At 63.6% G+C, this 23,138-nt stretch carries 22 protein-coding genes; 16 read left to right on the forward strand and 6 right to left on the reverse strand.

Annotation, left to right across the window (positions count from 1 at the left end; all coding sequences use genetic code 11):
- The first annotated feature begins 33 nt into the window (after window positions 1-33).
- The 5 genes from IB272_RS21100 (at window position 34) to IB272_RS21120 (ending at window position 4,592) form a co-directional block, all read left to right on the forward strand.
- Window positions 34-1,173 (forward strand): ABC transporter substrate-binding protein, encoded by a 1,140-nt coding sequence (locus IB272_RS21100; protein ID WP_060518003.1) that lies wholly within the window; start codon window positions 34-36, stop codon window positions 1,171-1,173.
- A gap of 94 nt (window positions 1,174-1,267) precedes the next feature.
- Complete coding sequence (locus tag IB272_RS21105) at window positions 1,268-2,188, forward strand: branched-chain amino acid ABC transporter permease (RefSeq protein WP_034796285.1); 921 nt, start codon at window positions 1,268-1,270, stop codon at window positions 2,186-2,188.
- Window positions 2,189-2,195: 7 nt separating this feature from the next.
- The gene (locus IB272_RS21110) at window positions 2,196-3,167 is read left to right on the forward strand and encodes a branched-chain amino acid ABC transporter permease (protein ID WP_034796282.1); all 972 of its coding nucleotides are present in this window, start codon (window positions 2,196-2,198) and stop codon (window positions 3,165-3,167) included.
- A complete protein-coding gene (locus IB272_RS21115) occupies window positions 3,160-3,909 on the forward strand; it encodes an ABC transporter ATP-binding protein (protein WP_034796279.1) in 750 nt (249 codons plus the stop codon). The genes IB272_RS21110 and IB272_RS21115 overlap by 8 nt, the downstream gene beginning before the upstream one ends.
- Window positions 3,906-4,592, forward strand: a complete 687-nt coding sequence (locus IB272_RS21120; protein WP_060580770.1) for an ABC transporter ATP-binding protein — start codon at window positions 3,906-3,908, stop codon at window positions 4,590-4,592. Before IB272_RS21115 ends, IB272_RS21120 begins: the two co-directional genes overlap by 4 nt.
- Before the next feature lie 8 nt (window positions 4,593-4,600).
- On the opposite strand, the gene IB272_RS21125 is transcribed toward IB272_RS21120, so the two are convergent.
- The 5 genes from IB272_RS21125 to IB272_RS21145 all read right to left on the reverse strand — a co-directional run bounded on the left by IB272_RS21125 (window position 4,601) and on the right by IB272_RS21145 (window position 9,738).
- Window positions 4,601-5,569 (reverse strand): pyridoxal-phosphate dependent enzyme, encoded by a 969-nt coding sequence (locus tag IB272_RS21125; RefSeq protein ID WP_034796273.1) that lies wholly within the window; start codon window positions 5,567-5,569, stop codon window positions 4,601-4,603.
- Between the two features lie 141 nt (window positions 5,570-5,710).
- Window positions 5,711-6,958: a kynureninase gene (kynU, locus tag IB272_RS21130; RefSeq protein WP_192444941.1), complete on the reverse strand. Its 1,248-nt coding sequence runs from the start codon at window positions 6,956-6,958 to the stop codon at window positions 5,711-5,713.
- 15 nt (window positions 6,959-6,973) lie between these two features.
- On the reverse strand, window positions 6,974-7,897 hold the full coding sequence (locus tag IB272_RS21135; RefSeq protein WP_034796270.1) for an ABC transporter permease: 924 nt from the start codon (window positions 7,895-7,897) through the stop codon (window positions 6,974-6,976).
- Between the two features lie 5 nt (window positions 7,898-7,902).
- The gene (locus tag IB272_RS21140) at window positions 7,903-8,682 is read right to left on the reverse strand and encodes an ABC transporter ATP-binding protein (RefSeq protein ID WP_034796269.1); all 780 of its coding nucleotides are present in this window, start codon (window positions 8,680-8,682) and stop codon (window positions 7,903-7,905) included.
- Window positions 8,683-8,748: 66 nt separating this feature from the next.
- Window positions 8,749-9,738, reverse strand: a complete 990-nt coding sequence (locus IB272_RS21145; RefSeq protein ID WP_034796266.1) for an ABC transporter substrate-binding protein — start codon at window positions 9,736-9,738, stop codon at window positions 8,749-8,751.
- Between the two features lie 161 nt (window positions 9,739-9,899).
- Here IB272_RS21145 and IB272_RS21150 point away from each other — a divergent pair, with 161 nt between their 5' ends.
- The 11 genes from IB272_RS21150 (at window position 9,900) to pcaF (ending at window position 21,871) form a co-directional block, all read left to right on the forward strand.
- The gene (locus IB272_RS21150; protein ID WP_060580771.1) at window positions 9,900-10,673 is read left to right on the forward strand and encodes a GntR family transcriptional regulator; all 774 of its coding nucleotides are present in this window, start codon (window positions 9,900-9,902) and stop codon (window positions 10,671-10,673) included.
- Between the two features lie 100 nt (window positions 10,674-10,773).
- Window positions 10,774-11,298, forward strand: coding sequence for a MarR family transcriptional regulator (locus IB272_RS21155; protein ID WP_226020898.1), 525 nt, complete (start codon window positions 10,774-10,776; stop codon window positions 11,296-11,298).
- A gap of 231 nt (window positions 11,299-11,529) precedes the next feature.
- Window positions 11,530-13,851: a bifunctional salicylyl-CoA 5-hydroxylase/oxidoreductase gene (locus tag IB272_RS21160; protein WP_192444943.1), complete on the forward strand. Its 2,322-nt coding sequence runs from the start codon at window positions 11,530-11,532 to the stop codon at window positions 13,849-13,851.
- Window positions 13,848-14,621 (forward strand): SDR family NAD(P)-dependent oxidoreductase, encoded by a 774-nt coding sequence (locus tag IB272_RS21165; protein WP_192444945.1) that lies wholly within the window; start codon window positions 13,848-13,850, stop codon window positions 14,619-14,621. Before IB272_RS21160 ends, IB272_RS21165 begins: the two co-directional genes overlap by 4 nt.
- A 2-nt stretch (window positions 14,622-14,623) precedes the next feature.
- The gene (locus IB272_RS21170) at window positions 14,624-15,466 is read left to right on the forward strand and encodes an enoyl-CoA hydratase family protein (protein WP_192444947.1); all 843 of its coding nucleotides are present in this window, start codon (window positions 14,624-14,626) and stop codon (window positions 15,464-15,466) included.
- Window positions 15,467-15,468: 2 nt separating this feature from the next.
- The gene (locus IB272_RS21175; protein ID WP_192444949.1) at window positions 15,469-16,665 is read left to right on the forward strand and encodes an acyl-CoA dehydrogenase family protein; all 1,197 of its coding nucleotides are present in this window, start codon (window positions 15,469-15,471) and stop codon (window positions 16,663-16,665) included.
- 15 nt (window positions 16,666-16,680) lie between these two features.
- Window positions 16,681-17,868, forward strand: coding sequence for an acyl-CoA dehydrogenase (locus tag IB272_RS21180; protein ID WP_192444951.1), 1,188 nt, complete (start codon window positions 16,681-16,683; stop codon window positions 17,866-17,868).
- 11 nt (window positions 17,869-17,879) lie between these two features.
- Complete coding sequence (locus tag IB272_RS21185) at window positions 17,880-18,308, forward strand: thioesterase family protein (RefSeq protein WP_192444953.1); 429 nt, start codon at window positions 17,880-17,882, stop codon at window positions 18,306-18,308.
- The gene (locus IB272_RS21190; protein ID WP_034796252.1) at window positions 18,286-18,681 is read left to right on the forward strand and encodes a RidA family protein; all 396 of its coding nucleotides are present in this window, start codon (window positions 18,286-18,288) and stop codon (window positions 18,679-18,681) included. The genes IB272_RS21185 and IB272_RS21190 overlap by 23 nt, the downstream gene beginning before the upstream one ends.
- Window positions 18,682-18,692: 11 nt before the next feature.
- On the forward strand, window positions 18,693-20,663 hold the full coding sequence (locus IB272_RS21195) for a 3-hydroxyacyl-CoA dehydrogenase NAD-binding domain-containing protein (protein WP_192444955.1): 1,971 nt from the start codon (window positions 18,693-18,695) through the stop codon (window positions 20,661-20,663).
- A 5-nt stretch (window positions 20,664-20,668) separates the two neighbouring features.
- A complete protein-coding gene (gene pcaF, locus IB272_RS21200; RefSeq protein WP_089045138.1) occupies window positions 20,669-21,871 on the forward strand; it encodes a 3-oxoadipyl-CoA thiolase in 1,203 nt (400 codons plus the stop codon).
- 113 nt (window positions 21,872-21,984) lie between these two features.
- On the opposite strand, the gene IB272_RS21205 is transcribed toward pcaF, so the two are convergent.
- Window positions 21,985-23,109 carry a substrate-binding domain-containing protein gene (locus IB272_RS21205; protein WP_090298713.1) on the reverse strand — a complete coding sequence of 375 codons (1,125 nt, stop codon included), beginning with the start codon at window positions 23,107-23,109 and terminating at the stop codon, window positions 21,985-21,987.
- Window positions 23,110-23,138 lie beyond the last annotated feature (29 nt).

Here is a 23,138-nt window from a genome sequence, read left to right on the forward strand (position 1 = left end):
ACCCAAAAGGGAACCAACAAAGAGGAGAACAGCATGAACCGCATTCTGGCAGCAGGCCTTCTTGGCCTTTCACTTGCAACGTCAAGCCTTGCCCATGCCGAGCCGGTGAAAATCGGCGTCATCACCACGCTGTCGGGCGGCGGCGCCGGCCTCGGCATCGATATGCGCGACGCCTTCACGCTGGCGATCAAGCAGTCGGGCAACAAGGACGTGGAACTGGTGATCGAGGACGATGCCCAGAAGCCGGAACTTGCGGTGCAGATCGCCGAGAAGATGATCCAGGGCGACAAGGTCGACCTGATGACGGGCATCATCTGGTCGAACCTTGCGATGGCCGTCGTGCCGAACACGGTGGCACAGGACGTGATCTATCTGTCGCCGAACGCCGGTCCCTCGGCACTTGCCGGTGCGAACTGCAATGCGAACTATTTCAACGTCGCCTACCAGAACGACAATTTCCATGAGGCGATGGGCCAATACGCCAACAAGGATTACAAGAACGCCTTCATCCTCGCCCCCAACTATCCGGCCGGCAAGGACGCGCTGACCGGCTTCAAGCGCTATTACAAGGGCGCGCTTGCCGGCGAGATCTACACGCAGGTCGGGCAGACGGACTACGCTGCCGAAATCGCCCAGATCCGCGCCTCGGGTGCCGACACCGTCTACTTCTTCCTGCCCGGCGGCATGGGCATCGCCTTCATGAAGCAATATGCCCAGTCGGGTGTGAACATCCCCGTCATGGGCCCGGGCTTCTCCTTTAGCCAGGACGTCCTGCCGGCGATCGGCGACGCGGCGCTTGGCGTCAAGAACTCGGCGACCTGGTCGAAGGACCTCGACAACGAGGCCAACAAGAAGTTCGTCGAAGCCTTCAAGGCCGAGTACAAGCGCCTGCCCTCGATCTACGCGGCGCAGAGCTGGGATACCGCAAACCTGATCCTCGCCGCGCTGTCCAAGGCAAGCGTCAAAGACAAGGACGCCTTCCGCGCAGCACTTAAGGCAGCAGACTTCCAGTCGGTGCGCGGCAAATTCGTCTTCAACAACAACAACCACCCGATCCAGAACATCTACGTCCGCGAGGTGGTGAAGGAAGCCGACGGCGTGCTCACCAACAAGATTATCGCCACCGCCTTCGAAGACCACAAGGACGCCTACGCCGAGAAGTGCAGCATGTAGTGCCCTGCACCTGTCGTTGCCCGGGTGCGCGGCCTTGATGCCGCCATCCGGTCGATGATCCATGTCCTCCTGACATCAAGCTTGGACCGGTCTCTTGTTCACCGCACTTCTGATCGAACAACTGCTCAACGGGCTCCAGCTCGGTGTGATGCTGTTTCTGATGGCCGCCGGCCTGACCCTGATTTTCGGGGTCATGGGCCTCATCAACCTGGCGCACGGCTCACTGTATATGATCGGCGCGTTTGCCTGCGCCACGGTCGCAGCCGCCACCGGCTCCTTCTGGATCGGCCTCATCGCCAGCCTTGCAGCTGCAGCTGGTGTCGGCGCGATCATCGAGGTCGCCGTCATCCGCAGGCTCTACGACCGCGATCATCTCGATCAGGTCCTTGCGACCTTCGCCCTGATCCTGATCCTGTCGGAAGGCGCCCGCTGGCTCTTCGGCTCCTTCCCGCTCTATCTCGACATTCCCCCCTTGCTCCAGGGTGCCGTACCGCTGCCGGGCGGCGGCCAGTACCAGCTCTACCGCCTGGCGATCATCGGCGTCGGCATTGCCGTTGCGATCGGCCTCTATCTGTTGATCTCCAGAACCCGGCTCGGCATGCGCATCCGGGCGGGCGAGTCCGATCGAGAGATGATCGGAGCGCTCGGTGTCGACATCGGCACGCTCTATACGGTCGTCTTCGCACTCGGTGCAGCGCTTGCCGGGCTTGCCGGCGCATTGGTGGGTGCATTGCAATCGGTGCAGGTCGGCATGGGCGAACCGGTCCTCATCCTCGCCTTCGTCGTCATCGTCATTGGCGGTATCGGCTCGATCAAGGGGGCACTGGTCGGCGCTGTCATCGTCGGTGTCGTCGACACGATGGGCCGTTTCCTGCTCCCATCGCTTCTGGCACTCACCATGCCCGCATCACAGGCGACCACGATCGGTGCGGCGCTCGCCTCGATGCTGATCTACGTCGTCATGGCCCTTATCCTCGCCTTCAGGCCGAGTGGCCTGTTTTCGGCACAGTCATGAGGCCAAGATGACCCGCGAAACCACAATCAACCTGCTTCTCGCCCTGCTGCTTCTCGGTGCGCCGATACTGGCTGCAAGCTTGGGCGAACCCTTCTACGTGACGCTCGCAACCCGCATCGTCGTGCTGGCGCTTGCCGCCGTCGGCCTCAATATGGCGCTCGGGCTTGGTGGGCTGCTCTCTTTCGGGCATGCGGCCTTTTTCGGCCTCGGCGGTTATGTCGCCGGCATCCTCGCCACGCACGCCTTCAATGCCGAACCGCTCTTTGCCGGCATTCCGGCGACGACATCCATGCCGCTGATCTGGGTCGTCGCCGTCGCGGTCGCCGGGCTCATCGCGTTGCCGATCGGTGCGATCAGCCTGCGCACCTCAGGCGTCTATTTCATCATGATCACGCTCGCCTTCGCGCAGATGATCTACTACTTCGCGATCTCCTGGCCGGCCTATGGCGGCGAGGACGGCCTGTCGCTGTCGATGCGCAACGCCTTTCCCGGCGTCAACACGGCCAAGCCCCTGCCCTATTTCCTGATCTGCTACGCGGCACTGATGGCGGCGCTGCTTCTGTTTCGCGTGGTCGAGGGTTCACGCTTCGGCAGCGCCCTGCAGGCGGCGAGACAGAACGGTACCCGCCTTGCCGCAGTCGGCATCGCACCTTTCAACATCCGCCTCGTCGCCTTCGCCGTCTCGGCGATGATCACCGGGTTTGCCGGCGCGCTCTATGCCGACCTCAATCGCTTCGTCGGTCCCTCTATGCTCTCCTGGCACATGTCGGGTGAACTGATCGTGCTGATCATCCTCGGCGGCAAAGGCCGACTGTTCGGCCCGGTTGCCGGCGCGATGATCTTCGTCTTCTTCGAATATGTGCTCGGCGGCATCACCGAGCGCTGGCAGTTCTTCCTCGGCCTCATCCTGCTCGGCATCGTGCTGTTTGCCCGCGGCGGTCTGCTGGGTCTCCTCTCCGGAAAGCCGCGCCATGTCTGAGCCCGTTCTCGAAATCCGCGACCTCAGAAAATCCTTCGGCGCCCTTAAAGCGACTGATGGCGTCAGCCTCGAGCTTCACCCGGGGCAGATCCATGCGCTGATCGGCCCGAACGGCGCCGGCAAGAGCACGCTGATCCACCAGATTGCCGGATCGCTCAGGGCCGACAGCGGCACGATCCGATTTCTCGGCCAGGATATCGGCGGCCTCGATATGGCCGCCCGCGCAAGGCTCGGCCTTGCCCGTAGCTTCCAGATCTCCTCGCTGGCGCAGGAATTCTCGGCTCTTCGCAACGTCATGCTGGCGGTGCAGGCGCGCCACGGCAGCAGCTTCCACTTCTTTCGCCAGGTCAGCAACGACAAGGAACTGACCGAACCGGCGATGGCGATGCTGGAGCGCGTCGATCTTGCTGCGCGTGCCCACGTGCCGGCGGCCGAACTCTCGCACGGCGAACGCCGGCAACTCGAAATCGCCATCGCGCTGGCGCTGTCGCCGAAAGTCTTTCTGTTCGACGAGCCCATGGCCGGCATGGGACCGGAGGGCTCCAAGCGGCTGACTTCGTTCCTTGATGGGCTGCGCCACGAAGCGCCAATGCTCTTGGTGGAGCACGACATGGATGCGGTCTTTGCGCTGGCGGATCGCATCTCCGTGCTGGTCTACGGCCGCATCATCGCGTCAGGCACAGTCGATGAAATCCGCAGCGATCCGGATGTGCGCCGGGCCTATCTGGGAGAAGCCGCGTGAGCCTGCTCGAACTCAAACGTCTCGAAACCTTCTACGGCGCATCCCAAGCGCTCTTTGGCGTCAACCTCGATGTGCGCGAGGGCGAGGTCGTCGCGCTCATGGGCCGCAACGGCATGGGCAAGACGACGACGATCAACTCGATCCTCGGGCTCGTGCGCCCGCGTTCAGGCGCCATCTCCTTTGCCGGCAAGACCATCTCCGGCCTGCGCCCGCACCGGATTGCAAGGCTCGGCCTCGGTCTCGTTCCTGAAGGACGGCGCTGCTTTCCCAATCTCACCGTCATGGAGAACCTCGTCGCCACGGCTCGCGGAAACGAATGGACCTTCGAGAAAGTGACCGCGCTCTTCCCTCGCCTCGGCGAGCGGCGCGATCAGTATGCCAACACGCTTTCGGGCGGGGAGCAGCAGATGCTTGCGATCGGCCGGGCCTTGATGACCAATCCCAGCCTGCTCATTCTCGACGAGGCAACGGAAGGGCTGGCGCCGGTCATTCGCCAGGATATCTGGTCGGCGATCCGCACTCTGAAGGCGGCAGGGCAGTCGATCCTCGTCGTCGACAAGACGCTTTCGGAACTCCTGCCCGTTGCCGACCGCTGCTTCGTCCTGGAAAAGGGCGCGACCGTGTTCGAGGGAGCGCCGCTTGCGCTGACGCCAGAACTCCAGGATCGCTATCTCGGCGTTTGATCGGTCGCTCAGGCCGAGGGAATGCCACCGCCGAGCACTGTGGAATAGGCAGCCGCGTCGATGTTTCCGCCCGAGACCACGCAGACGATGTTTCCCTTGAGATCCGGTCGCGCGATTGCGGCGGCAAGCGAGGCAGCACCCGCGCCTTCGGCAACGATCTTCGCCTTCTTGAAGAGAATCCGCATCGCTTCGGTCACCTGCCCCGGGCTGACCGCAATCGCCCCATCGATCAGGTCACCGACCACCGGCCAGATCTGAGGCACCAGCGACGGCGCGCCGATGCTCTTGATAAAGGAGGGGCGGGTTTCGATCGTCACGATTTGGCCAGCGACCAGGGCCGCCGAAACAGGGGCGGCGCTGTCATCTTCAACCGCAAAGACACGGCAGCGGTCGGAAGCGGCCTTGATAGCGCTGGCCACCCCGGTGGTCATGCTGCCACCGCCATACGGGGTAAGCACGACGTCGACATCGGGCAGATCCTCGATGATCTCCACACCGATGGAGCCGTTCCCGGCCAGCACCGCCTGATCGGTCACCGGATTGATCAGCAGTTCCAGCGCATCCGGATGATCGGCGCCAGTGATGTAGTCCCACCAGGTCTCGGCACTGACGAACCGTACTTCTCCGCCGAGCGCACGCACACCGTCGATCTTGGTCTGGGGTGCGCCGCGATACATGTAGGCAACCATCGGCACACCGATGAGGCGTGCCGCCCAGGCCATGCCATAGGCCATATTGCCGGAACTGGTGACTGCGACGCCGCTTTCGAGTTCGGCCGGATCGCGCGACAACACAGCGTTCAAGGCGGGACGGAGCTTGAACGCGCCAATTGGCGACAGCGTCTCCAGTTTCAGGAATATCTGACGGTCCGGAAACCCAAGATCGAGCCTGACGAGCGGTGTGCGCGCGAAATGCGGCGCGATGCGTTTACGAGCATCGGCGATTTCCTCCGGGGTCGGGCGGTGTGGCGCGATCATTGCTTAAGTCCCCCGTTAGCCGTCCTCTCGCCTCCAGGCACAATGGCTCTGAACGAATCCGCTGCGGGGCGGCAGCCTCGGTATGTGTCTGAACAAGAGGCAACGGGCGAAATACCGCCCGCTGCTCTTCGGTGCCATCAATCAGGTTACGGCCGCACGGACCGCGAAGCGCGCATCCTGCCATGCACCGGTCTTGAGGATGTCCTCCAGGATTTCGACGGCCTGCCAGACGTCGGCGTAGCTCACATAGAGCGGCGTGAAGCCGAAGCGCATCGTCGTCGGCGCGCGGAAATCACCGATAACGCCACGGGCAATCAGCGCCTGCATGATTTCGTAAGCGTGCGGGTGTTTGAACGATACCTGGCTTCCGCGCTTGGTTCCGTCGCGCGGGCTTTCGAGCGCCAGACCGTGGGCACCGCATTTCGCCTCAACGAGCGCGATGAAGAGATCCGTGAGCTGGATGCTCTTTTCGCGCAGCGCTTTCATGTCGACCTCGTCCCAGACGTCGAGCGCGCCCTTTAGCGCCCGCAGCGACAGGATCGGCTGTGTTCCGCAGAGGAAACGGCGGATGCCCTCGCCGGCAGCATAGTGCTTCTCGAAGGCGAAGGGACGGGCGTGTCCCCACCAGCCGGTGAGCGGCTGGCGGATATCGCCGTGGTGACGGGTGGCTGCATAGATGAAGGCGGGGGCTCCGGGGCCACCGTTCAGGTACTTGTAGGTGCAGCCGACCGCGAAATCGACATTGGCGCCGTCAAGATCGACTGGCAACGCGCCGGCCGTATGGCAGAGGTCCCAGATGACCAGTGCGCCATGTTCGTGCGCCTTGCGGGTCAGGGCCGCCATATCGCGCAGCTCGCCGGACTTGTAGTTGACGTGGTTGACGAGAACGACGGCGACGCTGCCATCGATCAGATCCTCGATCTCGGGCGCATCGACCCCTTCGAGCCTGAGCGAGGCGCCCGGACGCGTCGAGACCACGCCTTCGGCCATGTAGAGATCGGTCGGAAAACTGCCGCTTTCGCTGACGATCACCGACCGATCGGGCCGCAAGGCCATGGCCGCATGGAGGGCCTTGTAGATGTTGATCGACGTGGTGTCGCAGACGACGGTCTGGCCGGCGGCCGCCCCGATCAGCCGCCCGACCCGGTCGCCGAGCGTCAGCGGCATCTCGAACCAGCCGGCCGTATTCCAGCTGCGGATGAGGTCCTGCCCCCATTCCTCGGTGGCGGCCTTGCGAAGCTCGTCGAAGGCGGCGGTCGAGGCAACGCCGAGCGAGTTGCCGTCGAGATAGATGAGACCCGGCGGCAGGATGAAACGCTCGCGCATCGGGCGGAGCACATCGGCCACATCCATGGCCTTTATCGCGGCAAGATCAGGAACTGCATTCATGAAGGTGGTCCTCATTTATTCGCGAACGGTTTCGCGGGCGGGCGCAGGGCCGCGGCTTCGCTTGAGGCTCGGAAGAGCCAGCATGGCCAGAACGAAGAGGCCGGTCGCAAGTTTCAGGTCCGGCGGTGGCATGCCGGCGGCCAGGCAGAAGGAGACGAGCTGGTAGTAGACGATCGCACCTACGAACGGCGCAGCGAGCTGGCGCGCCACGCTCTGCTTGCCAACGATCGCCTCGCCGATCATCAGCGCCGCAAGGCCGTTGATCAGGATGCCGAGGCCCATGTTGACGTCAGCAAAGCCCTGTGACTGCACCATCAGCGCGCCGCCTGCCGCCGAAAACGCACCCGCAAGCCCGACGCCACCGATCGTCGCCATCCAGACATTGATCCCTTGAGCTTCAGCCATATCGGGATTGGCGCCGACGGCGCGAACGGCCGTGCCTTTTTCCGTGCGGAAGAAGTGGTAGAGCAGGACGAAGACGATGAGTGCGATCAGGCCCGCGACGACGATCTTGCTTGCGGGGAAGCCCGGCTGCAGCCCCGGCGCCCAGTCGAACACCGTTGGCGCACCGAAGACCGAGAGGTTCGAGCGCCCCATGATCCTGAGGTTGATCGAATAAAGCATCGTCATCATGAGGATGCCGGCGAGCAGCGTGTGGATCCGGAACCGCAGATGGATGAAGGCCGTGCAGCAGCCGGCAACGAATCCGGCGAGAAGTGCGATGGCGATCGCGGCGAGCGGCGACATGCCCGCCGCCATCAGCACGCCGCAGACGCAGCCGCCGAGCGGAAACGCACCCTCGCTGGTCAGATCCGGGAAGCTCAACATGCGGAACGGGATCATGATCCCGAGCACGACGAAGGCGAGGATCAGGCTCTGCGCGAGCGTGACGGGAACGAGCGAGACGAAGCTCGCGAAGGTATTTTGAAGAATATCCATGATCGTCAGCTCGCCAGGAACATGCGGTCGGTTTTGACGGAGAAGTGGCCGATCAGATCCGGCACGGTCGTCTGCGCCTTTTCCTTGCCGTCGATTTCGAGACGGACGCGCCCGGCGTCGAGCATGATGACCTTGTGACCGAAATCCACCGCGTGCTGCATGTTGTGCGTCACCATCAGCGTTGTCAGCTTCAGGGCTTCGACCGCGCGGATCGTCGCCTGCATGACGATATCGGCGGTGCGCGGATCAAGCGCTGCGGTGTGTTCGTCGAGCAGCAGCAGTTCCGGCTCGCCGCCGACCGCCATGATCAAGGACAGCGATTGCCGCTGGCCGCCGGAAAGCAGCTCCACCCGTGTGTCGAGGCGGTTTTCAAGGCCGAGCCCGAGCAGCGACAGGCGTTCCCTGTAGGTGGCGAGCCGCGTCGCGTTCAGGCCGCGCCGCAGGGTGCGTTTGTTGCTGCGCAATTCGGCAAGCAGCATGTTTTCGGCCACCGTCATAGAGGCAGCGGTGCCGCGCATCGGGTCCTGGAACACGCGGGCAAGCCGCATCGCGCGCTTGTGTACGGGCGTTGCGGTCACGTCGTCGCCATTGATGACGATCTGGCCGCTATCGAGCACCAATGCACCCGAAATGGCGTTGAGCATGCTGCTCTTGCCGGCGCCGTTGGAACCGATGACGACGCCAAATTCGCCCGTGGCAAGGCTGAGATTGAGGCCGTCGAGCGCGACTTTTTCGTCCGCCTGCCCCTTGTAGAAAACTTTGCGGGCCGATCTGATTTCCAGCATTGGCTCCCCCTTAACTTATGAGATGACGGCGCTCGGGGCGCCGTCACTGAAGAGACAAGACGGAGATCAATCGACCACGCAGTTGCATTCGGTCGCGAGCGCTGCCGGCACTTCGATGCCGAAGGCAGCGGCAGCCTTCTTCGAGATCAGCGGCGCGTGATCCTCATAGGCCGGGCGCGACGGCGCGATCGTCTTCGGGTCTGCACCTTTGAGGATCTGAGCAGCGATCTTGCCGGCATTGACGCCGACCTGCTCATAGTTGACCGCAAAGCTTGCCGGTACGACGCCGTCACGCACTGCACCGTCGTCGGAGTTTACGATCGGGATCTGCGCCTGGCGCGCGGCTGCCGACACAGCACCGATCGCCGGCTGCAGCAGGTTCGATGCGGGCGTATAGATCACGTCGGCCTTGCCGGCGAAGGAGGCGATGCGCTGCTGGATGTCGTTGACATTGTCGACGCCGACCTCCACGACCTCGAAGCCTGCGTCAGGCGCTGCTTCCTTGATCTTGTCGAGCAGGGCCTGGTCGTTCGCCTCACCCGGATTATAGGGCACGCCAAAGCGCTTCGCGTTCGGCAGCAGCTTGTGGGTGAAGGCCATGACGGCGGCCACGTCCTGAAGGTCGGTCGCACCGGTCATGCCGTCGTCACCGGCCTCCCAAGACGGAACGAGCTTGGCGGCCACCGGATCGGTAACGGCGGAGAAGACGACCGGAATGCCGGAGCCGGCGAGCGCCTTCTTGGCGATCTGCGAGACGGGCGTGGTGATCGTGTAGACCAGTTTCGGCTGTTCGGCCTGCAGCTTGGCGATCATCTGCGGCACCAGCGAGGCGTCGAAATTGGTGTGGCTCTCGGTGTAGACGACGTCCTTGCCTTCGACGAAGCCGTTTTCGGCCAGCGCCTTCTTGAAGCCGGCGATCGATGCGTTCAATTGCGGATGCTCGCCAAAATTGGCGATGCCGATGCGGATCGGATCAGCGGCCGCTGCTCCCAGTCCCCATGCCATTGCACCGGCGACAACCAATCCCGAAAGCCACGTGCTCTTAAGCCTGCTCATACATCCCTCCCAGAATTTGACGAGCGTTACCGCCCTCCTCGGCGGCTTGCGCGGATCATGGAACCGCTCCGGCCTCTTGTCAAATTAATATATATATTTTCACATGAGGCGCAGAACTATATATATTTGTATCGACCCGGTGTGGGCGCTAAGGGAACCTGATGCAAGACCACGAACAGTCGACCAAAACGGAATCGGCATACCGGTTGCTACGCCGCGACATTCTTTCGACGCGGCTGAAGCCGGGCGCGCCGATGAAGCTGAGCACGCTGCGCGAAAGCTACGGGATCGGCTGGACGCCGCTACGCGAGGCTCTGTCGCGGCTGGAGGCGGAAGGGCTGGTGACCGCCATCAGTAATCGCGGCTTTGCTGTTGCTCCGGTGTCACGCGAGGAACTCGACGACCTCACCCGCGCCCGCCTTGCCGTCGAAATGCCGCTGCTCATCGAGTCGATCGAGAACGGCGACAGCGCCTGGGAATCCGCCGTCGTCACGGCACACTACCGGCTGTCGCGCTGCAAGGTTTCCGTCGAGCGTTTCTCCGAGAGCGAAGTCGACGAGTGGGACGAGAAGCATGCCGGGTTTCATACGGCTTTGATCAGTGCTGCGAGGTCGCGCTGGCTCACGCGCTTTCAGGCGACGATCTCCGACCAGCTTCGCCGTCACCACCGCTTCCTAAGTCTGGCGCCGACGATTAGGGCCGCCGCCGGTATGAGCGCAGGCTACGAGGAGGCCGTTTCGGCGCTTGAGGACGCGATGGCGATCGAGCACCATACCGAGCTGATGGAGGCAGCACTCGATCGCGATATCGAGCGTGCCCGCACCCTGATGGCCGAGCACATCGGCTTTACCGTCAACGTCTATGTCCAGTCCGAGGATGGCGGTCGCGCGTCGCCGCTGCTCGCCCAGTCGGTACCTGGGCTTGCGTCCAAATGACGGCCCGTGACAACCTGTCCAAGACCTGCTTACCTCTCTAAAAGCAGAAAAACGAAAGAGCCGCTGATTTGCGGCCAAGGGTTGGAAGCGGACGTTGGGAATGATGGGTGAAGACAAGTTCGACACCTCGCCGGAATGGGTCGATGGCGAGACCAAGGCGCTCGAGGCTCCGGGCGATCACCGTGCAGAGCTCAGGCTATGGCTGCGTCTCTTGACCTGTTCGACACTTGTCGAAAGCGAAATCCGTCGGCGGTTGCGGGAAGAATTCGATTCGACCTTGCCGCGTTTCGACCTGATGGCCCAGCTCGAGCGTGCGCCTGACGGCATGGTGCTTGGCGAAGTCTCCAAGCGCATGATGGTCTCCCCCGGCAACATCACGGTGCTGGTGGAACGGCTGACCGAGAGCGGCCACATCAGCCGCACGACGCTTCCGACCGACCGGCGTGTCCAGATCATCGCGCTTACCCCCTTCGGCCGCGCCGAATTCGAGAAGATGGCAGCAAGCCATGCCGACTGGATCTCGGATCTGTTTGCCGGCCTTCCGGCCAAGGAAGGCGGCGTGCTGATGGATGAGCTTGCCACACTCAAGCGGTCGATCATCGCCTCGCTCGCGCGAAATTCCTGAGTTCACGGCGCTTCTGCCTACAACTGCCTTACTTTCTGCCGCACCGGCCCCGAAGCGATGCGACGCCGTTCGGCGGCGCTGCGAGCGCCCGGCGTCGGCTTCCCATCTGCCCAAAACAATTTTAAGCTTGAAATTTCTCCTGAACGAGTCCACCCTGCTTGCAACAGTCCAGCATGGCCACTTGTGCCAGCTCGACGGTGACGCGCAGCCGGAACTCGGGAGGAGAACGACATGCGGATCGTCTGTATCGGTGGCGGGCCTGCCGGCCTTTATTTTGCGCTGCTGATGAAGCGGCAGCATCCGGAGCATCACGTCACCGTCGTCGAACGGAACCGCCCCTTTGACACATTCGGCTGGGGCGTCGTCTTTTCGGACGCGACCATGCAGTCGATGCGGCAATGGGACCCGGAGACCGCCGAGGCGATCGAGGTTTCCTTCAACCATTGGGACGACATCGAGCTGGTCTTCAAGGGCCGCAAGATCCGCACGACCGGCCACGGCTTCGTTGGCATCGGCCGCAAGAAGATGCTCAACATCCTCCAGGAACGCTGCCTCGAACTCGGCGTCGAACTGCTGTTCGAGCAGGACGTGGAAAGCGACGAGCAGTTCGCCGACGCCGATCTGATCATCGCCTCCGACGGCGTCAACTCAAGGATCCGCAACAAATACGCCGACATCTTCAAGCCGGACATGGTGATCCGGCCGAACCGCTATGTCTGGCTCGGCACGGACAAGAAGTTCGACGCCTTCACCTTCGACTTCCAGCGCACCGAGCATGGCTGGTTCCAGGCGCATATCTACCGCTTCGACGAGAACACCTCGACCTTCATCGTTGAGACCACCGACGACGTCTTCCGCGCCCATGGCCTCGACCAGATGGACCAGGACCAGTCGATCGCGTTCTGCGAAAAGCTCTTTGAAGGCACGCTCGACGGCCACAAGCTGATGACCAATGCGCGGCACTTGCGCGGCTCCGCCTGGCTGAACTTCGGCCGGCTGATCTGCGAAAAGTGGAGCCATTTCAACGGCCACAGCCATGTCGTGTTGATGGGCGACAGTGCCCACACGGCCCATTTCGCCATCGGCTCGGGCACCAAGCTTGCGATCGATGACGCGATCGAACTCACCCGCCAGTTCGATATTCTGGGCCACGACAAGGCAACCATTCCCGCCGTGCTGTCGGCTTACGAAGAGGTGCGCCGCGTCGATGTCGCCCGCATCCAGAATGCGGCCCGCAATGCGATGGAATGGTTCGAAGTGGTCGGCACGCGCTATGCCGACACGCTGGAGCCCGAACAGTTCATGTATTCGATGCTGACCCGCTCGCAGCGCATCAGCCACGAGAACCTTCGCCTGCGCGACAAGGACTGGCTCGAAGGCTTCGAGCGCTGGTTTGCCGAACGCGCCGGTGTGGCGCCGGCGGCGAACGGGGCGGTTCCGCCGCCGATGTTTACGCCGTTCAAGCTCCGCGGCCTGACGCTGAAGAACCGCATCGTGGTTTCGCCGATGGCGATGTATTCGGCAGCCGACGGCGTGCCGAACGATTTTCATCTCGTTCATCTCGGCGCGCGCGCCATGGGCGGTGCGGCGCTCGTCTTCCCGGAAATGACCTGTGTGTCGGCCGATGCCCGCATCACGCCCGGATGTCTGGGGCTCTGGAGCGACGAGCAGGCCCAGGCCTTCAAGCGCATCGTCGACTTCGTACACCAGCAGACCCCCGCCAAGATCGGCATCCAGCTCGGCCATGCCGGCCGCAAGGGCGCGACAAAGGTCGCCTGGGAGGGGATCGATCAGCCCTTGGCCGAAGGCGGCTGGCCACTCATTTCCGCGTCCGCCCTGCCCTACCTCAAGCATTCGGACATGCCGCGCGAAATGACGCGGGAGGATATGGACCGGGTCGTCACCGATTTCGTGCGGGCCACCGAACGGGCCCGTGACCTCGGTTTCGATATCCTCGAACTGCACGTCGCGCACGGCTACCTGCTGTCGAGCTTCCTGTCGCCGCTTACCAATCTGCGCACCGACGACTATGGCGGCGATCACGCCGCCCGCGCCCGCTTCCCGCTCGAAGTGTTCCACGCAGTGCGTAAAGTCTGGCCCGAGGACCGGCCGATGTCGGTTCGCCTGTCAACCCATGACTGGCACGAGGGCGGCAACACGCCCGAGGACGCGGCAATTTTCGCCCGCCTGTTCAAGGAGGCGGGCGCCGACATGATCGACTGCTCGTCCGGCCAGGTGGTGAAAGAAGAAAAACCGATCTATGGCCGCCTGTTCCAGACGCCATTTTCCGATAAGATCCGCAACGAGATCCAGGTTCCGACCATTGCGGTCGGGGCGATTTCCGAGGCCGACCACGCCAATTCGATCATCGCAGCCGGTCGAGCCGATCTCTGCGCGATTGCCCGCCCGCATCTGGCCGATCCGTCCTTCGTGATGCACGAGGCGGCAAAGATTGGCTATGACGGCGAGCCCTGGCCGAAACAGTACCATTCGGCTCGGGCCCAGTACGTGAACAACCTGGCGCGCGCCGCAACGACGGCAGGCAAGCCATGACAAGGCACGCCCTCGTCACAGGCGCCGGCAGCGGTATCGGCAAGGCGATTGCCCTTAGGCTCGCCGCCGACGGCCACATCGTCAGCCTCGCCGGTCGGCGCGCAGCGCCGCTTGAAGCGGTACGGGGCGACATCCTTGCTGCCGGCGGACAGGCCTTTGTCCGTGACGGCTTCGATGTGACCAACCCGCAGGCCGTCGAGCAAGGTATCACGGCTGCGATCGCTGAAGCCGGAGAGATTGCCGTTCTCGTCAACTGCGCCGGCGAAGCGCCCTCGGCGCCGTTCGAAAAGACCGACTTCGCGCTTTGGCAGCGGGTGCTTTCCATCAACCTCACCGGCGTCTATCTGGTGACGCAGGCAGCGCTTGTCTCCGTGCGGCGGGCCGGCAACGGCCGGATCGTCAACGTTGCGAGCACCGCGGGCCTGACCGGCTATGCTTATGTTTCGGCCTATTGCGCGTCGAAGCACGGCGTCATCGGCTTGACGAGGGCACTGGCGCTTGAGCTTGCGCGCACCGACGTCACCGTCAATGTCGTCTGCCCCGGCTTCACCGACACGCCGCTGATCGACGGCGCGCTCGATACGATCAGCGAAAAGACCGGCCGTTCGCGCGAGGAAGCGCGCGCCAGCCTTGCTCGCTCCAACCCGCAGGGACGCCTGGTGACGCCGGAAGAAGTCGCCCACACGGTCTCGTGGCTCGTCTCGGAAAAGGCGACGGCAATCACTGGTCAGGCGATCGCTGTCGCCGGCGGCGAAGTTCTTGGAGGATAGAGATGACAAACCCAATGCAGGCCAAGAAGCGCGCCTTCAAAGACCACAAGGCCAAGCACTTCCTGTTCGAAACGGATGCTGACGGACGCGTCGCCACGATCACCCTCAACCGTCCGGAAAAGAAGAACCCGCTGACCTTCGAAAGCTACGAGGAACTTTGCGATCTTTTCCGCTCGCTTGCCCGCGCCAGCGACGTGCGCGCGGTCGTGCTGGCCGGCGCCGGTGACAACTTTTCATCCGGTGGCGACGTGTTCGAGATCATCGAGCCGCTGACGCGTATGGCGATGCCCGATCTGCTGGATTTTACCCGCATGACCGGCGAACTGGTCCGCCAGATCCGCGCCTGCCCGCAGCCGGTCATAGCAGCCGTCGACGGCATCTGCGCCGGCGCCGGCGCCATTCTGGCCATGGCCTCGGACTTCCGTGTGGCAACGCCCGAGGCGAAGACGGCCTTTCTCTTTACCCGCGTCGGGCTGGCCGGCGCCGACATGGGCGCCTGCGGCATTCTTCCCCGCATCATCGGCCAGGGCCGCGCCGCCGACCTGCTCTTCACCGGCCGCGTCATGACCGCGACGGAAGGCCACGCCTGGGGCTTCTACAATGCTCTGCACGAGCGTCCGTCGCTGCTTGCCGAAGCCCAGAAATTCGCACGCAGTATCGCCGACGGCCCCTGGTTTGCCCATGCGATGACCAAGAAGATGCTCGACCAGGAATGGGCGATGGGTATCGACCAACTGATCGAATCGGAAGCCCAGGCGCAAGCGATCTGCATGGCGACCGGCGACTTCCGCCGCGCCTTCGAGGCCTTTGCCGCCAAGGCGAAGCCTGAATTCAAGGGGAACTGAGCATGAGTTCCCATGGCACGACCTTGCGCCCACCTTCCCGCGATCATCTCGACTGGCCGTTCTACGATGACAGTCACCGTGCGCTCGCTGCGGAACTCGACGCCTTCGTGGCTCGTGGCGGCCTCGGCGAGATCGATCACGCTGATGTCGATGCCGCCTGCAAGCAGCTGGTCGCGGCACTCGGTACTGCAGGCGTGCTTCGCCATTGCGTGCCAAAGGCGTTCGGCGGTGCTAGCGACGAGATCGACAGCCGGTCGCTCTGCCTCATCCGCGAAACGCTCGCCTGCACAGACGGGCTTGCCGACTTTGCCTTCGCCATGCAGGGCCTCGGGACGGGTGCGATCAGCCTGTCCGGCTCCGAGGCGTTGAAACACGCCGTCCTGTCCAAGGTCGCCCGCGGCGAATGGATCTCCGCCTTTGCGCTTTCCGAACCCGAGGCCGGCTCGGATGTCGCGGCGATGGCGTGCGCTGCGCGCCGGGATGGCGATCATTTCGTACTCGACGGTGAAAAGACCTGGATCTCGAACGGCGGCATCGCCGACGTCTATACCGTCTTTGCCCGCACAGGCGAGGCGCCGGGTACGCGCGGCATTTCCGCCTTCGTGGTCTTCGCCGATACGCCGGGCTTTACCATCCCCGAGCGCATCGAGACGATTGCGCCGCATCCGCTCGCCCGCCTTCGTTTCGACAATTGCCGCATCCCGGCGTCGCAACTTCTGGGCGCGTCTGGCGAAGGCTTCAAGATCGCCATGCGCACCCTCGACATTTTCCGCCCGTCCGTGGCAGCCGCCGCGATCGGATTTGCCCGGCGCGCGCTTGACGAGGCGGTGGCCCACGCGAAGAGCCGCAGGATGTTCGGCGCGACCCTTGGCGATCTGCCGACGGCGCAAAGCACGCTTGGCGAGATGGCGACCGCTATCGACGCGGCAGCACTCCTGACCGGCCGCACGGCGTGGCAACGCGACGTGCAGAAACGACCAACGACGCGCGAAGCGGCGATGGCCAAGATGACCGCGACCGAGAACGCGCAATGGGTCATCGACCAGGCGCTGCAGCTCTTTGGCGGCCGCGGCGTGCGCGTCGGCGAGATCACCGAGCGGCTCTATCGCGAGATCCGCGCGCTCAGAATCTACGAGGGCGCGACCGAGGTTCAAAAGCTCATCATCGGCCGCGAGCTGATGAAGGGCACGGGACGATAACAAGGGGTGTCGAACATGCATGGTTCGAAGGCGTCATTCGACTGGCAGGACCCGTTCAACCTGGATCAGCAGTTGAGCGAAGAAGAACGCATGGTGCGCCAGACCGCTGCGCGCTATGCCGAAGACCGTCTGGCTCCGCGCGTCCAGGAGGCATTCCGCCACGAGAAAACCGATCCGTCGATCTTTGCCGAGATGGGCGAACTCGGCCTGCTCGGTCCGATGGTGTCGGAGGAATACGGGGGCGCCGGCCTCAACTACGTTTCCTACGGCCTGATCGCCCGTGAGGTCGAACGCATCGACAGCGGCTACCGCTCGATGATGAGCGTGCAGTCTTCGCTCGTCATCGTGCCGATCCATACCTTCGGCAGTGAAGCGCAGAAGCGCAAATACCTGCCAGGACTGATTGCCGGCACCAAGATCGGCTGCTTTGGCCTGACCGAGCCAGACCACGGTTCTGATCCCGGATCGATGATCACCAAGGCCGCCAAGGTCGATGGCGGCTATCTGCTGTCCGGTTCAAAGACATGGATCTCCAATGCGCCGATCGCCGACGTGTTCGTCGTCTGGGCAAAGACATCAGATGGCGCCATCCGCGGCTTCATCCTCGAAAAGGGGTGGAAGGGTCTCAGCGCGCCGGCGATCCACGGCAAGGTGGGCTTAAGGGCATCGATCACCGGCCAGATCGTCATGGACGGGGTCTTCGTGCCGGACGAAAACATGCTGCCCGAGGTGACAGGACTGAAGGGCCCCTTCACCTGCCTCAACTCCGCGCGCTTCGGCATCGCCTGGGGCGCCCTTGGTGCAGCCGAGTCCTGCTATGACACGGCGCGGCAATACGTGATCGACCGCAAGCAGTTCGGCCGGCCGCTTGCCGCCAACCAGCTGATCCAGAAGAAGCTTGCGGACATGGCAACCGAAATCGCCCTTGGCCTGCAGGGCTGCCTGCGCCTCGGGCGCATGAAGGATGAAGGCAATCCGCCGGTCGAACTGACCTCGATCCTCAAGCGCAACTCCTGCGGAAAAGCGTTGGAAATCGCCAGAACTGCGCGCGACATGCTCGGCGGCAACGGCATTTCGGACGAATTTCCGGTGGCCCGCCACCTCGTCAATCTGGAAGTGGTCAACACCTATGAGGGTACCCACGACATCCATGCGCTGATCCTCGGCCGTGCCATCACCGGCATTGCCGCCTTTGCGAACTGAGGTCGGCATCGATGTTCAGGACCACGAGACCACTGCGGTTCGGAGACTGCGACCCCTCGGGGATCGCCTACTTCCCGTCCTATCTCAATATTCTTGTCGGGGTGACGGAGGACTTCTTCGCCTCGCTCGGCTTTCCCTGGAACGCCATGAACGACGAGCGGCGGACGGGCGTGCCGACGGTGCGCCTCGATCTCACCTTCTCTCGACCGGGCTTCCAGGGCGACGATCTGGATTTCGCGCTGGCGGTGCGCGGCATTGGCCGCTCGTCGCTCGACATGGAGCACACGGTCTCGGCGAGAGGCACCGTGCTCTGGACAGCAAAACAGCGGGTCGTTGCCACCTCGCTCGACAATCACGCTTCTTGTGCCTGGCCGGACGATATCCGCGCCGCGCTGACACAACATCTGGAGACGACCGATGCACACCATCCTGCAACCTGAAGGCTGGGCTAAGCCCATCGGCTATGCCAACGGCGTCTCGGCCAAAGGCCGCACCGTCTTCATCGGCGGCCAAATCGGCTGGAACGCGCAGTCCGAGTTCGAGACCGACGATTTCGTCGAGCAGGTGCGCCAGACGCTGAAGAACGTGGTCGCAGTGCTTGCGGCCGGCGGCGCCGAGCCGCAGCACATCACCACCATGACCTGGTACTTCACCGACAAGCAGGAATATGTCGGCAATCTGCGCGGCATCGGTCAGGCCTATCGCGACATCATCGGCCGGCATTTCCCGGCCATGGCTGCGATGCAGGTCGTCTCGCTCGTCGAAGACCGCGCCAAGATCGAGATCCAGGCAACGGCCGTCGTCCCCGATTGAGGTTTGGCAGCATGGCCGAGATCCGATTTTCCGAAAGCGTTTCCGCCCGACTTGAAGGTGGCGTTCTCCTCGTTACCATCGACAACGCGCCCGTCAACGCGCTCTCCGCGCATGTCCGTTCCGGCCTGATGGCGTCGCTTGACCATGTTGCCGAACGGTCGACGATTGCGGGTCTCGTCATCACCGGCGCCGGCAATACCTTCATCGGCGGCGCGGATATCAGGGAGTTTGGCAAGCCGCCGGTCGACCCGCTGCTTCCCGAAGTGATCGAGCGCATCGAGACCTTCGACAAGCCGGTTGCCGCAGCCGTCAACGGCGCCGCCCTTGGCGGCGGCTGCGAGGTGGCGCTTGCCTGCCACGGCCGGATTGCCGGCGAGAAGGTGTCGTTCGGCCTGCCCGAGGTAAAGCTCGGGCTCGTCCCGGGTGCTGGCGGTACGCAGCGCTTGCCACGCCTGATCGGCACGGTCATGGCGATCGATCTCATCGGAACCGGTCGTGCCGTGAAGGCCGCCGAAGCTGTGGCGCTTGGGCTTGCCGACAGCATTGCCGCCGATCCTGTCGCTGTCGCTCTGGCTTTCGTTCAAGAGCAAGCTGGCAAGCCGCTCCGTCGGACCGGCATGATCGCCGTCCCGCCTGCGGACGCCAAAGCCGTCGGCGCGGTGGAAGCGAAGGTTCTGGCAAAGGCCCGCGGCCAGGCTGCGCCCGCCGAGGCATTCCGCCTCGTTAAGGCAGCCGGTGAACTCGACCTGAAGCAAGGACTGGCTGAGGAACGCGCGACTTTCCTGCGCCTGCGGGATTCGGTCGAGTCAGCGGCCCTCAGGCATGTGTTTTTTGCAGAGCGCGCCGCCGGCAAGGTCGAAGGGCTCGACAAGGTTTCGCCTCGGCCGATCGCGATCGTCGGTGTCGTCGGCACCGGGCTGATGGGGTCCGGCATCGCGGTCTCCGCCTTGATCTCCGGCTACCGCGTGGTCGCCTTGGAGCAGACGGAAGAAGCCGCAGCCGGCGGACGGGCACGCATTGCCGAGACGCTCGACAAGACCGTGCGGGCTGGACGATTGACTGCTGACGGACGCGACGAATCCCTCGCGCGGCTGCAGACCACCGCAGAAGCCGTTGAGCTCGCGAAAGCTGACCTCGTCATCGAAGCGGTGTTCGACGACCTCCAGGTCAAGACGGAGTTGTTTCAGAAGCTCGACGGCATCGTCGCACCGGGCGCCATCCTCGCGACCAACACCAGTTATCTCGACCCCGATGCGATCGCGGCGGCGACGGTCGATCCATCACGGGTGGTGGGCCTGCATTTCTTTTCGCCCGCCAACGTGATGCGGCTCGTCGAAGTCGTTGATTGCGCCAAGACCGCGCCGGACGTCCTGGCGACGGCGCTTGCCTTCGTCAAACGCCTCGGCAAGCTGCCGGTCGTAACCGGGGTCACCGAAGGCTTCATCGGCAACCGCATTTTCTCGGCCTATCGCCGCGAGGCGGAGTTCATGCTGGAAGATGGGGCACTGCCGCAGGAGATCGACGCCGCGCTCGAGGCCTATGGCTTTCCGATGGGCATCTTCGCCGTCAACGACATGGCCGGACTGGAGATTGCCTGGGCACGACGCAAGCGACAGGCGGCAACACGCGATCCTGCCGCACGCTATGTCGAAATCGCCGACAGGCTCTGCGAGGCCGGCCGTCTCGGCCGCAAGAGTGGCCGCGGCTGGTACGCCTATCCCGATGGTGAGCGCACCGTTGATCCCGACGTCACGGCGACGATCGAAACGGCGCGGGCAGCCAAGGGCATCACGCCGCGCGCCTTTAAATCCGATGAGATCATGAACCGGCTTCTGAACGCCATGTGCGACGAAGGCAAGGCGCTGCTCGCCGAAGGCATCGCCGCACGTCCCGGCGACATCGATCTCGTGATGATCAACGGCTACGGATTTCCCGCGCACAAGGGAGGGCCGATGTTTGCAGCCGGGCAAAGCAAAGGATAAATCTCATGGCTGAAGCCTACATCGTCGGCGGCGTGCGCACCCCCATCGGCCGCTACGGCGGGGCACTCTCGAGCGCCCGCCCGGACGATCTTGCGGCCCATGTGATCCGCGAGGCGCTGGCGCGTGTTTCGTCCATTCCGGCCGAAGCGATCGACGAGGTCGTACTTGGCTGCGCCAACCAGGCGGGTGAGGACAATCGCAACGTCGCCCGCATGGCCGCCTTGCTCGCCGGGCTACCGGAGACGGTCGCCGGAACGACGATCAACCGGCTGTGCGGTTCCGGTCTGGACGCGGTCGGTTATGCCGCTCGCGCGATCCGGCTGGGAGAGGCCGAAATCGTGGTCGCCGGCGGCGTCGAAAGCATGTCGCGTGCGCCCTTCGTCATGCCGAAGGCCGAAAGCCCGTTCCAGCGCAGCACCGAGATCCACGACACGACGATCGGCTGGCGCTTCATCAACACGGCCATGAAAGACCGATACGGCATCGACTCGATGCCGGAGACCGCCGAAAACGTCGCCGCCGAATTTTCCATCTCCCGCAAAGATCAGGACGCCTTTGCACTGCGCAGCCAGGCGCGCGCGGCAGTTGCGCAAAAGAGCGGGCGTCTCGCCCGCGAGATCGCCGCCTACGCGATCAAGGGACGCAAGGGCGAGACGACCCACGTCGAACACGACGAACATCCGCGCGAGACGACGCTCGAAAAGCTTGCGAGCCTGCCGACGCCGTTCCGCGCCAATGGCACGGTAACCGCGGGCAACGCATCGGGCGTCAACGACGGCGCGGCCGCGCTCATTCTCGCCTCAGCCGGCGCGGTCGAGCGCTACGGACTTCAGCCCTTGGCCCGCGTCGACGGCATGGCAACGGCCGGTGTTGCCCCACGCATCATGGGCATCGGACCGGTCTTTTCCACGCACAAGCTCCTGGAACGTTTTGGTCTCGGCATCGGCGACATCGATGTCGTCGAGTTGAACGAGGCCTTTGCAGCGCAGGCGCTCGCCTGCATGCGGCAACTGGGGCTTGCCGACGATGCGCCCCGTGTCAATCCGAACGGCGGCGCCATCGCGCTCGGCCATCCGCTCGGCATGTCCGGTGCACGCCTGGCGTTGACCGCCGCGTTGGAGCTCGAAGCGCAGGGTGCCAAGCGTGCGATCGCCACCATGTGCATCGGCGTCGGACAGGGCATCTCGATGCTGTTGACACGGCCGTAGCGGCTGCACGCTTCGTGCCGTCAGCCGAAGGCCGCTCAAGACGATGAGAAAGCTGGGCTTGCTACTCAGCTGATGGGACTGAGACCGAGCCGCAAGCGGCTCGGTCTTCAAGCTTATTTTCCACCCCAGGCGGCGGGATAGTCCGGCAGCTTCTCGCAGCCGCACATGGCGTGATGCAGCGGGGGCATCTTGGCGTCGACATATTGATCGAGCGTTTCTGCCGTGATCGCCGGCTGCGGCATTACCCATTCCGGACCCGGCACCGCCTCGCCCTGCAGCACCTTCACTGCCGCGATGATTGGCGTGCGCCATTGGTAGGTCGGATAGGTCGGGGCTATCGCCTTAAAGCCTTCCGACTTCCACTTGACCAGGAAGTCCTGCTGGTCCTCGCCGGTAATGATCGGGGGCGGCAGGCCCGCATCCTCGAAGGCTTCGAGGGCTGCAACTGCTGTGGCACCAGCGTCCATCCAGATCGCGTCGATTTTGCCGCGTTGCAGGTAGTCTTCGACGATCGACTTGGTCTTGGCATTGTCGCCCTCGGTGAATTCCTCGCCGATGACGTTCAGCCCTGTCTCCTTGAAAATGCGCTTGGCCGCGGACGCGCGGGTCTCGAGCACATCGACACCCGGTACGATGCGCAGCATCAGGACGTCGGCGCCCGCGGGTGCCGTCGCCGCCACGAACTCGCCTGCCTGGATACCGAAGCCGTAACCACCCACCGGATGGATGAAGGTGACCGGGCATTTGGTGTTGACGCCGCGGTCAAAGACGATCACCGGCAGCTTGGCACAAGCCTTCTCGACTGCAGGCGTCAGGGCTGCCGTCGTATTCGGCGAGACAATCAGGGCCGAACATTTGCCGCCGTTGATGAGGTCGTCGATGTCGGCGATCTGCTTGTCGTCGGACCCTTCGGCATCGACGTGAATGAGCTCCTTGATTTCCGGATGGAGCTTTACTTCGGCCTGCATGTTCGTCCAGCCGGTTACCCGCCAGGCATTGTTCACGCCGGCGTTCGAAAAGCAGATCGTGTAGGGACCTGGCTTCTTGTGCTTTGCGGTGTCGGCCATCTGGTCGCCGTAGTACTGCTCCCAAGGCTCCCCTTCCGGACCATTGGCCTTGGCCGTCAGCAGCGTCCGCTGTCTGTCGAACTCGGCAGTATCGTCGAAGTTCAGCTGTTGGCTATGCGCCGTGCCGGCGACGAGCGCAGCCGAAAGTGCGGCGGTCAGCAATTTTTTCATGTCTCACTCCCATTGATCATGATTTTTCA

Origin of the sequence: Ensifer sp. ENS08 (genome assembly GCF_014852195.1) — a bacterium.
GTDB classification, from domain to species: domain Bacteria; phylum Pseudomonadota; class Alphaproteobacteria; order Rhizobiales; family Rhizobiaceae; genus Ensifer; species Ensifer adhaerens.